Here is a 13,897-nt window from a genome sequence, read left to right as displayed (position 1 = left end):
GCATTGTCTCTGATAAATATATAAATTCAACTAGGGCGTGTTGACAATTACCGCAAATGGATAAGGGTTGCAGCTAGGTAGGTATTAGCAGCAAATGAGTCATCCGTTTTCTCAGCACTCATGGCAATTTTCTTGAAATCTTTAAGTTTACAAAAGAAGTTCTCAATTAAATGACGCCATTTGTACATCTCTTTATCGAAATCTCGTTGCTTTAAAGAAGAGCGTTTAGGAGGTATGACCGCTTTGCTACCGCGCTCCTCTAAATCAAGCAGTAGCCAATCAGTATCAAAGGCTCTATCAGCAAGTAATGCACCAAACTCTTTGTCTTTGATCAAAGGTTTAATACCAGCCATATCATGCTGTTGTCCTTTTAATAGGGTAAAATCAACGAGGTTACCTAACGCATCAACCACTGCCATGATTTTAGTCGTCATACCGCCTCTAGATTTGCCAATTGCCTGACGACAAGCTCCCCTTTTGCACCCTGCCCATGACGATGTACTTTAACGATAGTGCCATCAATCATGGCATACTCTAAATCTGGGTCATTTAGAGCTTCAAATATCTTGCTAAACCTGTCACTTTTTACCCATCTACGGTAAAGCTTATTGACACTGCTCCAGTCACCAAATTCAGGCGGTAAGTCTCGCCATGGACTGCCAGTACGGATAATCCATAGTACCGCTTCGATAAATAGTCGGTTATCTACCGCTGTTCTACCTACGTCAGTGTCTTTACCTGCACAATGCGAGGCTATCTTTGCCCATTGGGCGTCACTTAATGTTGGTCTAGTCATATGAGTATAGTTGTCAATTTCTTGCTATATGTCCACACACCCTAGTTCTTTTAAATGATAACCTAAATAGTTATTATTATCATTTAAATTAATGCGTACGATAACAGAAAAGTTAACTCAATAATAGCACTTACGCAAATCTAACAGAAAGTTACCGTAACTTCTGGCAAAAGTAGTAGTCAGGTAAGCCTTATTTCAACTGAGACATCCGTATTAGCTGTAGTAAGAGCAAGTCTAGCAACCGCCGTATAACTATCGCCCCTCGAAAAACCTTCACCCTAAGCCGTCACTCATGTCATGCCGCCAATACCGAATACCTAAACGAACCTAAATTCGGGATAAGCCCTTAAAAGCCCTTAAAGCTTAGTGACCTGTCCATAAGCTGACACATTCTTTAAAGTAGGTTTATATGGAAACCAGCAGTAAGCAATCAATCCTGCTAATAAATTGGTCGCAAAGCCTGCCATACTGCGATGCCTTTAACTCTCCCTTATGATTAATAATGGCATGAAGCTTAAACCCGTAGAACCATCCCATACTTGTCTTACCTTGTTCAGCAATGCCGTCAAATACTTTATGACGGTATATGCGTCTGTTATGGCACACCGACAACTTGGTAGCATCAACAAAGCTAATCCCTGTTCATGTACCCATCAATCCTTTAAGGTAAACACACAGTGGCATGATAGTTCTTGGTATTAGTTCAATAAACCGTGAATAGCTCGGCAGGTTAGGGAACCCGAGTCTCATCATACCTAGCATATGATAATAGTAAAACTCTTTGAACTGCCGATAACGCAGTTGATGGAACAGTACCAATATGGTCATCATCTCTGGTGAACACTTATCTTGCATGGTCTTAATCGCTTTGTGCCGTTTTCGATAAGATGCCGTTCAAACTCAGGTTTGAATGTTTGATAAAAGTCGTCAATATGGCAGCATAGTTCGGTTAGGTTGTCCATGTAAGAAGTCCTCGTTGCAAGGTTTGTCTTGGTAAACTTAATTTAGCAATTTAGGACTTCTTTTTTTATACCTTTTTCTTATCCCGAATTCAGGTTAGTTAGCAGCTACTGTTATTCATTTACGGTAATTGTCAACACACCCTAATACTTTACTTTACTTTACTTATAATAATATATACACTTGCAACGTTTTTTATAAACAATAATAAGAATCATTATTATCTAAATAATTATTACTTTTCAATAGTTAGATTTTACGAAGGTCGATTGATTGTAGTGTTATAGGTCAAATACAAATGAAACAGTGTCGAACTAGTTCCTTTTTAATAGTGTTGGTGGTCCTTATTATTCACTTTGTTTTAGGGTGGCTACTTGCGCAAGCTTCTTTTCAAAAAGTTAAAGTTGATGATTCTTTCGAAAGTTTACAAATGATAGAAATGAATCTAGATGAGGTTGTTTTTGGAAATACTATAGAGGGATTAGACTCTGCAAGGGCTGTTGAGGATATGACAATAGAAACACAATCACAATCACAATCTATCAGAGACTCCGCCCCATCAATAGGGCTAGTGCAACCTCAGGATCATACACCTAAGCCTCCATATACACCTAAGCCTCAAGAGTTTAAATCAACACAGGTAAATGATGTAGCTGACATAGCACAAAACTATGAACCTATTGAAACAGATAATAAAAATTTACCTGATCCGCTTAAGTCAAAAGAGACTAAAAATGGATTTGGACTTGAAAATCCTAGCAAAAATATCTCTAATTTACCAACCAAACCTATCTCTCAGGCTGGTGGTAAAGCCTCATCTCAAGATGAACCGCCAAGTGGCGATAAAGTTGGATCAGTAGCAGGAAACGGGAGGAAAGGTGGTACAAATAGTGGTGGTGCATCATCTCAAGGTGGTATAAATAGTGGTAATGCATCATCTCAAGGTGGTACAAATAGTGGTAATGCATCATCTCAAGGTGGTATAAATAGTGGTGGTGCATCATCTCAAGGTGGTAGTCAAGCTAATAGCACCACAGAAGCATCATTAGGGGCAGGGTATGGCAGCGCAATGAAAGGGGCTTGTTCCGACATCTCTGATGAAGCCGATGATGAAGGACGAGTAACGCTTAAAGTGTCTGTAAATGAGCAGGGTAAAGCGCAAAATGTGCAGATTGTATCACCATCTGATGTAAAACGCTTGAATAACCAGGCAAAACGTATTGCCTCAAATCATATTTATAGCCCAGGAAAATCAAATGGTCAACCTGTGGCAAGTGATGTTGTTTTTACAATTAATTTTAAATGCGGTAATGCCGCTTAATCTTATTTTTTAGAGGTTTGTTATGGATTTAATGCATATTATTGAGCAACAAGATGCGGTGTTACACATCTCTTTCCTTGTTCTGGTTTTAATGAGTATCATTTCTTGGAGTGTCATTGTTATACGTTTAATTAAAATTAAGGGCATGAGAGCTAAAAATAAGTGTATGTTAGACAATTTTTGGCAAGCCAATAACATCAAAGCTGTACAAGATGCCATAAATAATGATGCTTCTGTTATTGCCTGTGTACTAAAAAAAGTATTACCAAGTTACCTAAAATATCAACAAGACAAAGAAAGTGTTGGCGGTTTACAAGCCCAATTATCACTTAAAGACTATCTTAAATTAAACATTAGCAATGCGATTACGCAGGCAATGCGTCCTTTTGAATCAGGGTTAGTCACGCTTGCTTCTATTGGTGCAGTTGCTCCTTTTGTTGGGTTATTTGGTACGGTTTGGGGGATATTTAATGCATTAATGGATATAAGCCAACAGGGGCAAGTTAGCATTGCCACCGTGTCTGCCCCCATCGGCGAAGCATTAGTTGCTACCGCATTAGGGCTATTTGTTGCCATACCAGCGGTGTTAGCTTATAACGCTATCACACGTTTAAATGGTAACCTTTCAGAAGATTTAGATGCGTTTGCTCATGATTTATATATTTATTTACTAAATCATAAGGAGAAAGTCTAATGGCGTTTGGTTCATTTAATAAATCTTCTGCTTCTCAGAGGCTGATGTCGGAGATTAATATGACACCACTTGTTGATGTTATGTTGGTTTTGTTGATTGTATTTATGATTACTATGCCAGTCTTAACTCAGTCAATTCCATTAGAGCTGCCTACCGCAAATGTCGAACAGCAGAATGAACCTAAACATATTTCTAGAGTAGCCATCAATTCATCTGGTATCTATGTGGGTGAAAAAATTATGAACAATGATGAGTTAGATGCTTATTTTGCACAGCAATTTAATCAAGATGAAAATACAGTGGTTGCTATTTCTGCTGATGTTGCCGTGGAATATCGCAATATTGTTAAAGTTTTGGAATCTGCTCAGAATGCGGGTTTAAAAAAAATTGGTTTTGTGACGGTTAATAAATAATTTTGATGTTTGAGTCGGAAAGTCTTATTCTCTTTAGGAATTAAATCTATGCGTGTTCTCTTTAATAGTAGAGGCTTAGTGTTTATTCTTCCTGTTTTATTAACTGCTTGTGGAGGGGGAAGCTTTGATACTAATATTGTTCCAGAATACAACAAGTCGTTTGCACCTTAAGATGGAAATAAGCCTTCTGGGAATGAGGATACAGACTCTGATAAGCCAGATGATACTAATCCTATTGATAAGGTAGTAGGATATCAATTAGATATTCCCCGCTGAAATATTGCTACTTATCATGAAGATGGCAGTAGGACAGAGCTTGTAAATAGCACAGTGATAGTTAATGGTGTGAACACAGACACTCAGGTTTATTCAGGGGTGGAAAAGCATTTACGGCTTAAAAAATATGATATAAAAGCCGGAGTGGGCAAAGATTTTAGCTGACAAGAGACGACATTAGAAAGGGTTTTGTGCATATTACATCATGAATTCGGGATAAGAAAAGACTATAAAAAAAGAAGTCCAAAATTGCTAAAGTAAGTTTACCAAGACAAACTTCGCAATGAGGACTTCTTACATCGACAACCTAACCGAATTATACTGCCATATTGACGATTTTTACCAAGCATTCAAACCAGAGTTTGAACAGTATCTTATCGAAAACGGCGCAAAGCGATTAAGACCATCGCGGTGTTTGTCAACATAGTTGTCACCTTTTTACGAACTAGGCGACTCTCATTTCATCAATCGATTTAGGCGCTTTTAACGGATTTAAAGTCGTTGGCTTAACTGGCGTACAATTTCTTACGGCACGGCTTCCCCACCGAGTAGGGTTAAGACTTTTAGCGTGTTCTATCGTTTGTTTCCGTTTAGCAAGTATCTCTTTATCTTTACCTGTATGACGCTCATTAGGGGTTACAAAGCGAAGCTTGCTGTGCTTATGCTCCATATTGTACCAATGGGTAAACCTAAGCACCCATTGCCTTGCGGTCTCAAGGCTATTAAAGCCATCTGTTGGCCAATTAGGACGATACTTAAACGTCCTAAATAAAGACTCTGCAAACGGATTATCATTACTTACTCGAGGTCTACTATAAGAAGTCACAACCCCAAGCTCATAGGCTTTCATCCGCATCGTTTGCGCCTTCATCGGTGCACCATTATCAGAGTGTAGAACGACACCTGAATGCAGACACCTCTCTTTAATTAACGTACGCTGTAAAAGCTTGGCAGCAAGCTCACCTGACTCATGATCATATACTTCCCATCCCACAATCTTACGACTATACACATCCTCAATCATATACAGATAGTAGAACTGACCGCGTACAGGACTTGGCAGGTATGTGATGTCCCAACAGAACACTTGGCATGGCCCTGTAGCGGTAAATGATTGCGGTGCACTGTAAGCTCTGGGCGCAAGGTTACGTCCCCTGTGGTTTAGTTGATTATGGGCGTTAAGTACACGATAAAAGGTGGATTCTGAGGCATGATAGATACCTTCATCTAGCAAAGTGGGGACGATCTGTGTCGGTGGTAGAGCTCGTTACAGACTTTGATGATGGCAGCTGTTTCATCATCTGTGAGCTTGTTGCTGGGCATAGGCCGCACAGCTTCAGATCGCTTGTCATGAGCTACTTGACCTTGCTTATACCAGCGCCTGTAAGTGCGCACACTAATACCTGCCTCGTTACAGGCAGGTGCCATCCTTGCACCTGAGTCATTGGCCTCTTGAATCCATGCAATATATTGCTTACGCTGTGGCAGTGAGGTTAGTCGTCCTCGCTTTGCGTCTCCCAGAGCGCATCCAGCTTTTTTCTAAGCAACAGTAAAGCGGCAGTTTCTGCTAAAGCTTTCTCTTTGCGATTAAGCTCACGCTCTAGTTTTTTAATCTTTTTGCGGTCAGCTTGTTGTTGTCGTCTGCTTGCTAAGCTTTGTTTCTGTGTTTGGTTAAAGCCTGATAAGGCACCTGCTCGCCATGCTTTGATTTGTTCGACGTATAGGCCTTTACTGCGGCAGTATTCGCTAAGTTCGGTCTCTGTCAGTCCGCTGGTTTCTATGATGGTGGCAAGCTTGGCTTCGCTTGACCAGTTGTCGGGGGTGTTTTTATTGCCGGGCATCGGCTGTCCTTGCTTTTGAGCTTGATTACGCCAATTATACAGGGTCTGTAATCCTATGCCTTCACTCCTTGCAACTTGGGCTACACTTAAGTTATGTGGTGGCGATAGTTTGCTTAATATGGCTTGCTTTCTCTCTTCACTATATCTTGGCATCATTATTTCTTGTTGCCCCCTTTAGGTTTTATTTAGGGGTGACAACTATCCTGACATAGGGGGATCGCAAGATATAGTAGATCGCATATTATAATACTCAGACCACAACCACAAACTTAAATAGGACTATGCCAAAAATATATCCTCAAGACCTAACTCTTATGGTTACCTGAATTCGGGATAAGGCTTTAAGCTTAAGATTTAGTGAGTTGTCCATAAGCTGACACATTCTTTAAAGTAGGTTTATATGGAAACCAGCAGTAAGCAATCAATCCTGCTAATAAATTGGTCGCAAAGCCTGCCATACTACGATGCCTTGAGTGTTTAATTTGACACAAGTTCTTAAGCTCATCAAACACCGTTTCAATTAAAGAGCGTTGATTCAGCAAGCCCTCATCAAAAGGGTCAAGGTGTTGTTCTTTCATGTTTCTGCGTAGTTTGGTGGTAAAGTCTATATCAAACTCTTTGAGCTTATCTTTTAATGCTTGACTGACATAGCCTCTATCGCCAAACAGTTTGCCGAACAAGTTATCTGCCATACCTTGTTTTAAAGGCTCTCTATCATCGACATTACCTGAGGTTAGTTTCACCGCTACTAACTCTCCTTTATCATTAATAATGGTATGAAGCTTAAGCCCGTAGAACCACCCCATACTTGTCTTACCTCGACCAGCAATGCCTTCAAATACTTTATGACGATAGATTCGTTTGTTATGGCACACCGATAACTTGGTAGCATCAACGAAGCTAATCCCTGTGCATGTATCCATCAATCCTTTAAGGTAAACACACAGTGGCATAATCGTTCTTGGTATTAGTTCAATAAACCGTGAGTAGCTCGGTAGGTTAGGAAACTCACGTCTCATCATGCCGATCATATGATGATAATAAAAACCTTTAAACTGACGATAACGCAGTTGATGAAACAGTACCAATATGGTCATTATCTCTGGTACACTTATCTTGCATGCTCTTAATCGCTTTGTGCCGTTTTCGATAAGATGCCCTTCAAACTCTGGTTTGAATGCTTGGTGAAAATCGTCAATATAGCAGTCAGTTTAATTAGGTTATCCATGTAAGAAGTCCTCGTTGCAAGGTTTGTCTTGGTAAACTGACTTTAGCAATTTTGGACTTCTTTTTTTATCCCGAATTCAGGTTATTTATATAAGTATAAAGATAACGCTTAACATCAGACTGTCCAAGTGAATAATAGCCATAAAATAGATAGGCATTAATCACAAAAGAGGTTTGAAGAATAGGTTTAAAGCGTCTATAATGATTTAAAACATTCATATTAAATGAATCAATTAGGTGGCTTTTGATTGTTGTTCAATTCAATCCAGGTCATGCTTAGCATAGGTGCTTGGTTTATTTTTGTGATAAACGCTCAAAATCAGTCGTAAGTGATAGTGGGCGGGCAGTGGTTGTGATATTATTATTGATAGATTTGGTCGACCTTAATCGCTTATCGATGTCGGCTAATATCGATAGTTAACTGATATAGACGCTATTGTAAGCACTATATCTCTGTTCCCTTTTTAGGAGTTCGACATGTCATTAATCGCTCAACAAAATAAACAAAAATCAGTTGGCTTTCGTCTGGCAACGCTTGCCTCTGTCATGTTAGGTGCCGCAGTAACGTTAACGGCGTGTGGCGGCGGTGAGCACGAAGAAGTAAAAGCGGTGGATAAAGTAGAAGAAGCGGCTGAAATGGCGCGTGCTAATGCACCAGAAGCCGAAGTGCTAGAATTTGAAGAAACAGAAGCGCCTACTGATACTGAGGCAACAGGCGCTGACGCTACCGAAGGCGACGCAGCAGAGGGTGAAGATGCTACTGAAATGGATGCTGCAGATGATATGGCTACCGCAGATACTGCTGAAGCCGCTGCAACAGACACAGCTGCAACAACTGATGCCGAACAGCCAGCTGACGAAGAGGCCTCTGCTCAATAAATCCTATAATATCGTTTATTAATAGGGTAGTGCAGTAAAGCGAACGCTTTAGAAGGAGCATGAGAAGCTGTCAGTCAAAAATGAGCTGTTACGAGATATTAATAAGTAGCAGCTTGATTGGTTCTAAAATTTAAAAAGAAGTTTTATCTCCGACTTAATATTTCATTAATTTTAGCAAAGGCGAGGTTTCTCATGCTAACTACTCATAATCAACACGACGCTCAATCTTCTAAAGCGGCTAATTCCGCTCATTCTCACGTAAAAAACAGTCTGTTTCTAGCAGGAGCACTGGCTCTAGGTTTAGTAACAGGTTGTAGCAGTAATAACGAGACAAATACTGACGCACAAGCGGAACCAGAAACCAGCGCTGAAGTTGCACCTACTGCCTCAGAAGCAGAGACGTCTGATGCAGTGACTACTGCTGATAATGTTCAAGAACCAGTCGCTGAAGAGCCGGTAGCAGAAGAAGCAGAGCCAGAAGCAGAAGCTCCTGAAACGGACGCAGCAGCAGCGAACGACTCAGCCCCTCTAGCGGCTGATGCGGGAGAAAAGCTGTATGAAACGAAGTGCAAGCAGTGCCACGAACCAGGACTGTTAGGTGCACCTAAATTTGGTGATCAAGCAGCATGGGCTGATCGTATCGCTAAAGGAAGAGACACGCTTCATAAGCACTCTGCCGAAGGCTTCAACAGTATGCCAGCTCAGGCCGATGACAATACAAGCGTGGCAGAAGTGTATGCTGCGGTTGACTATATGATTGAGCATTCAAGCTAACGCAGTCGCATTTATAGCCGATTAATAGTTTTTCATAATTGGCGATAAAGGATAGACAAAACGTATTCTTGATAATTTGGTAAACTACCGCCATTGTATAGCGACAGTGGCGGTTTTTTGCGTCAATAAACAAACAGGATTGATGGCAGAAGCTGAGTTTGATGCCAATCAATGAAGGGGTGCCCTTTGAAAGTATTAGGTTTAGAAACATCTTGTGATGAGACAGGTCTGGCTATCTTTGATAGCGAGCGCTTAGGCGATGGTAATAATGGTCTGGTTGGCCAAGTATTGTATTCGCAAATCGAACTACACGCGACTTATGGTGGCGTGGTGCCTGAGCTTGCCAGTCGTGACCATATTCGTAAATTGGTACCACTACTCGATGAGCTACTTAAGAAATGCGGTGTGAGCAAGAATGAGCTAGACGCGATTGCCTTTACAAAAGGACCAGGGCTGATTGGTGCTTTAATGACTGGTGCATTGTTTGGACGCAGCTTGGCTTATGGGCTAGATATCCCCGCCATTGGTATCCACCATATGGAAGGACATTTGTTATCGCCATTATTGGGGCCGAATCCACCAGAATTTCCTTTTGTGTCTTTATTAGTCTCAGGCGGGCACACCCTATTGGTTGCTGCCCATGGTGTCGGCGAGTACGAAATCTTAGGTGAGAGTATCGATGATGCCGCTGGTGAATGTTTTGATAAAGCGGCCAAAATGCTAGGACTGCCTTATCCAGGTGGCCCTAATGTTGCCAAGCTTGCCGAATCCGGTAGTCAGTCTGCCTATGAGTTACCACGTCCTATGCTGCACAGAGGTCTGGATTTCTCATTTAGCGGTATGAAAACAGCGGTACACAATCTGATTAAGGATACCGAAGGCTCAGACTCTGATGAGCATATCCGTGCGGATATCGCTGCCAGTTTCCAACATGCGGTTGTGGATACGCTGGTTAAAAAATGCGTAAAAGCATTAAAGCAAACAGGTATGAAGCAATTGGTCATCGCAGGCGGCGTGAGTGCTAATTTACATTTGCGTGACAGCTTAGAGAAAGAGTTGGCTAAAATTGATGCGACTGTACATTATGCGCCACTTGAGCTGTGTACCGATAATGGCGCTATGATTGCCTACGCTGGATATCAGCGTCTGCAGGCCGGTCAGTCTGATGGTTTGGCAGTGAGCTGCGTGCCAAGATGGAATATCTCCGAGTTGCCCGCCTTAAACTAGCGCTCAAGCTCAAAAGGTAGCATACTATATTTTTAAATGAGTGTGAATCAAAAACGAGATAGACAAAAACCATTAGCAAGGAGGTTTCATGCAGTGGATAGCAGTTGGATTGGGTGCAGCTATTGGTGCTTGCTTGCGGGCTTGGCTTGCACGGTTCAATCCTTTGCATACTTGGATTCCGCTAGGTACGCTTGGTGCCAACGTGCTTGGCGGCTTATTAATTGGTATTGCAATGATGTTGTTTATGCGTTTGGGTGGCAGTTGGCATCCGAACATAAAGCTATTTGTAGTGACTGGCTTTTTAGGTGGCCTGACTACTTTTAGCACCTTTAGTAGTGAAGTGTTTAGTCTACTAAACAGTGGCAAAATCGTCTCAGGCTTTGCGTTGATTGGGATGCATCTTATTTTGACCCTAGCTGCCACCGCTGCCGGTTACTATCTTGCGCGCATGGCCTTGTCGTAATTTAATGTTGCCATAAGCAATGCTATAAAGGGCAGATAGACTCTTAACTGTCCTATATTTTCATACCGCTAATGGTTAGGGCTTAACCAATTCTTCTAATAGCTTTGCAAAACCTTGCATATAAGCCACTTCTTCACTACTTTGACGTGTCGCCGCAAACAGTTGGCAATATACCCCATCCTTTTTCTGCCCATTTTCTTGGCCAGACTGCTTATCATCAGGTTCATTAGCCAGTAACGGCCGAGTAACCACCCAACCTTTCTTCTCATATTCGGCAGCCACCCAGTCAGGTAGAGCAGCAACGCCTCGTTCGCTGGCGACCAACTGAATCAACATGGCGGTCAATTCTGTAGTGCGAATTTTGGCAAAGCTGACATCCGCCGGTGCCATAAACTTGGCAATTACATCCAACCGTTTGGTTTCAACAGGGTACGCAATTAAAGTTTGATCAATCAAATCAGTCGGTACAATGCTTTCTTTATTGGCCAATGGATGAGTCGGAGATAACACCAAACGACTCTCATAATTAAACAACGGCTGATAGCGGATACCCGGCAGATTGATATTACTGGTGGTGATCAATAAGTCGATATCACCTTCTATTAATAGATGATGCGGCTCTGGCTCAAAACCTGTCGCAAAGTCGAGTTCTACATCTGACCATTCACGGCGGAACTGGTTCAAAATCGGCATCAGCCAATCGAAGCAGCTGTGGCACTCTGAGGCCAAACGCAAGCGTCCTGCTTGTCCATGCGCCAGACGCTTTAAATTATTCTTAGTACGAGTGACCCGTGGCAGGATATCGTCGGCCAGTTTGAGTACGACGCTGCCGGCCGGTGTGAATGTCAGCGGGCGAGTACGGCGATTGACAAGGCGCACGCCATAATAGCTCTCTAACTCTTTTAATTGATGAGAGACAGCAGAGGCGGTAACGTGAAGTTCATCAGCGGCAGCGGCAAGTGAGCCATGAGCGCGTAGGGCGGTGAGCGTTTGGAGATGTCGAAGCTCGAGCATAATTTAGAATCATTTGATTAATTAACAATAGTGATATTCTACCCTATTACTCCGCTATGATTCACCTGTTTGAGTAACTAATTCCTCAAAAAATAAACGGATTTATAACGCAATAAAATTCTAGTTTAGAGTAAGCCGTGACCTATTTCGAGTGTTTAATATTGTATAGCTTTTAATCTCTGGCTTAATAAAGGCTATACTGATAAAAATTACTTGCGGTCAAGGCAACTTTTACTTTATATTGACGGCATACGAATGGGTCACATTAATTTACACAGGTGTAAGGATTGCTTCAGGTATGGCCTTATAAGAATGAGGTGCCAAAATCAGCTTATTCAACACCAAATACCTATTTAAATTAATATGACTCATGACGCACAAGGAGTGTGATAGCGCATTGATTGAGAATAATTGATGCAAACAAGTCAGAGGGAGATGACAGCAATGTCAGTCCAAATTAAGTGTCGAAATATCGACAGCAGACTGAGATTGTTCATGAATTTATTAAACAAGATATCTTAACGCTATATGACAAGGGTCAGGCGAGGTATCTTGTATTGAGGATAATGTTATGTGGAAAAATATGGGTCTAACCGGCAAGATTTTAATTGCCATGTTCTTAGGTATCGTCATAGGGCTGTTTTTTAACTATACCGGTTTGAATGCTGAAGGTGGTTTTATAGACACTTACCTTATCAATGGTCTATTTAGTATTATTGGTAAGCTGTTTGTTAACTCCTTGAAAATGTTAGTGGTACCTTTAGTGCTTATCTCACTGATTTGTGGGGTTTGTGGTATTGGTGATATTCGTCTGCTTGGCCGAATCGGTACTAAAACCTTCTTTATGTATATGCTGACTACGGCTTTGGCTATCGCAACAGCGATTGGCCTAGGATCATTATTTGGTATCGGTAAAGGTGTTAATTTAGTGCCTGAGACCACGTTCGAAGCCAAAAATGCACCTTCCTTGATAGATGTGTTTTCAAATATCGTGCCGTCTAATCCAATAAGCGCAATGGCAAATGGAGACATGTTATCGATCATTTTCTTTGCGATATTAATTGGTATTAGCATCTTGATGGTGGGTAAGCCTGCCAAAGGCTTAGTGCAAAGCTTAGAGCTTATCAATGAAGTAATCATGAAAATGGTCACTATCATTATGAATCTAGCGCCGTATGGTGTGTTTGCGCTCTTAGTAAGTGCAATGTCAGAACTTGGTTTAGATTTATTTAAGTCACTCGTTGGCTATGTTGCTGTATTAATTGGCTCGTTGGCATTCCACTATTTTGTCACTATGATGATAATACTAAAGCTGGCATCAGGTTTGTCCATCAAAACGTTTTTGGCAAAAATGCGCGAAGTTCAAATCTTTGCCTTTAGTACGTCAAGTTCTAATGCAACTATTCCGGTGACGTTACGGACAGTAACCAAACGTATGGGTGTGAATAACTCTGTCGCCTCATTTACTGTACCGTTTGGCGCAACCATTAACATGGATGGTACGGCGATTATGCAAGGTACAGCGACTATTTTCATCGCAAACTTGTATGGCGTAGATCTAGGGATAGCGGGATACTTAACGGTTATTCTGATGTCTGTGTTGGCATCAGTTGGTACTGCTGGGGTACCAAGTGTCGGTCTGATTATGCTATCGATGGTATTCGCTCAAGTGGGCTTGCCTATTGAAGGTATTGGCTTAATCCTTGGTGTGGACCGTCTGCTTGATATGTTACGTACGGCTGTGAATGTGGGCGGTGATGCAGCAGTAACGGCAATCGTTGCAAAATCTGAAGGTAAAATGGATCTAGCTGTTTATGACGATCCTGACGCAGGCACTAAAGATGTGTTTGATGGTCATATCGATGAGGATAATGAACGTGAATTTAGTGGTATCTTGAATGATGGGGTTCTGGGTAGCGAATATGATGAATTAAATAAACGCTAAAATCACATTAGAAAATACAAGATAATATAAGTCAATTGAGTAACAAAGAAAAAGAGTCATGGAAATA

At 41.4% G+C, this 13,897-nt stretch carries 10 protein-coding genes and 4 pseudogenes; 9 read left to right on the top strand and 5 right to left on the bottom strand.

Going from position 1 to position 13,897, the window contains the following annotated elements; genetic code table 11:
* Window positions 1–47: 47 nt before the first annotated feature.
* Together AC2SLO_RS11715 and AC2SLO_RS11710 are read right to left on the bottom strand one after the other, a co-directional pair.
* A protein-coding gene (locus tag AC2SLO_RS11715) for an IS5 family transposase (RefSeq protein ID WP_486541649.1) occupies window positions 48–796 on the bottom strand; the annotation gives its coding sequence in 2 pieces (ribosomal slippage) (window positions 48–475 and window positions 475–796; 750 coding nt in all).
* A gap of 356 nt (window positions 797–1,152) precedes the next feature.
* Window positions 1,153–1,758: pseudogene (locus AC2SLO_RS11710) on the bottom strand (IS982 family transposase).
* Between the two features lie 296 nt (window positions 1,759–2,054).
* On the opposite strand from AC2SLO_RS11710, the gene AC2SLO_RS11705 reads away from it, so the two are divergent.
* The 4 genes and pseudogenes from AC2SLO_RS11705 to AC2SLO_RS11690 form a co-directional block, all read left to right on the top strand.
* On the top strand, window positions 2,055–3,077 hold the full coding sequence (locus AC2SLO_RS11705; RefSeq protein ID WP_486541651.1) for an energy transducer TonB: 1,023 nt from the start codon (window positions 2,055–2,057) through the stop codon (window positions 3,075–3,077).
* A gap of 22 nt (window positions 3,078–3,099) precedes the next feature.
* Entirely contained in the window at window positions 3,100–3,771 is a 672-nt protein-coding gene (locus tag AC2SLO_RS11700; RefSeq protein ID WP_486541653.1) for a MotA/TolQ/ExbB proton channel family protein, read from the top strand.
* On the top strand, window positions 3,771–4,184 hold the full coding sequence (locus tag AC2SLO_RS11695; RefSeq protein ID WP_486541655.1) for an ExbD/TolR family protein: 414 nt from the start codon (window positions 3,771–3,773) through the stop codon (window positions 4,182–4,184). Before AC2SLO_RS11700 ends, AC2SLO_RS11695 begins: the two co-directional genes overlap by 1 nt.
* Before the next feature lie 574 nt (window positions 4,185–4,758).
* Window positions 4,759–4,863: pseudogene (locus tag AC2SLO_RS11690) on the top strand (IS982 family transposase); the annotation flags it as partial.
* Window positions 4,864–4,905: 42 nt separating this feature from the next.
* Here the strand turns inward: AC2SLO_RS11690 and AC2SLO_RS11685 are convergent.
* Window positions 4,906–6,454, bottom strand: a pseudogene (locus tag AC2SLO_RS11685) (IS3 family transposase).
* A 194-nt stretch (window positions 6,455–6,648) separates the two neighbouring features.
* Window positions 6,649–7,529, bottom strand: a pseudogene (locus tag AC2SLO_RS11680) (IS982 family transposase).
* Window positions 7,530–8,005: 476 nt separating this feature from the next.
* Between AC2SLO_RS11680 and AC2SLO_RS11675 the strand changes: the two are divergent.
* From AC2SLO_RS11675 to crcB, 4 genes are all read left to right on the top strand, one after another.
* Window positions 8,006–8,407, top strand: coding sequence for a hypothetical protein (locus AC2SLO_RS11675; RefSeq protein WP_486541657.1), 402 nt, complete (start codon window positions 8,006–8,008; stop codon window positions 8,405–8,407).
* Window positions 8,408–8,599: 192 nt separating this feature from the next.
* Window positions 8,600–9,181: a c-type cytochrome gene (locus AC2SLO_RS11670; RefSeq protein WP_486541659.1), complete on the top strand. Its 582-nt coding sequence runs from the start codon at window positions 8,600–8,602 to the stop codon at window positions 9,179–9,181.
* 186 nt (window positions 9,182–9,367) lie between these two features.
* Window positions 9,368–10,408, top strand: coding sequence for a tRNA (adenosine(37)-N6)-threonylcarbamoyltransferase complex transferase subunit TsaD (gene tsaD / locus AC2SLO_RS11665; RefSeq protein WP_486541661.1), 1,041 nt, complete (start codon window positions 9,368–9,370; stop codon window positions 10,406–10,408).
* Window positions 10,409–10,496: 88 nt separating this feature from the next.
* Window positions 10,497–10,871, top strand: coding sequence for a fluoride efflux transporter CrcB (gene crcB, locus AC2SLO_RS11660; protein ID WP_486541663.1), 375 nt, complete (start codon window positions 10,497–10,499; stop codon window positions 10,869–10,871).
* A gap of 75 nt (window positions 10,872–10,946) precedes the next feature.
* Here the strand turns inward: crcB and AC2SLO_RS11655 are convergent, their stop codons facing one another.
* A complete protein-coding gene (locus AC2SLO_RS11655) occupies window positions 10,947–11,885 on the bottom strand; it encodes a LysR family transcriptional regulator (protein ID WP_486541665.1) in 939 nt (312 codons plus the stop codon).
* A gap of 571 nt (window positions 11,886–12,456) precedes the next feature.
* Between AC2SLO_RS11655 and AC2SLO_RS11650 the strand changes: the two genes are divergently transcribed.
* The gene (locus AC2SLO_RS11650; protein ID WP_486541667.1) at window positions 12,457–13,830 is read left to right on the top strand and encodes a dicarboxylate/amino acid:cation symporter; all 1,374 of its coding nucleotides are present in this window, start codon (window positions 12,457–12,459) and stop codon (window positions 13,828–13,830) included.
* Window positions 13,831–13,897 lie beyond the last annotated feature (67 nt).

The organism is Psychrobacter sp. CX14, from assembly GCF_057396205.2.
This window is presented reverse-complemented; position numbering and strand designations above follow the sequence as displayed.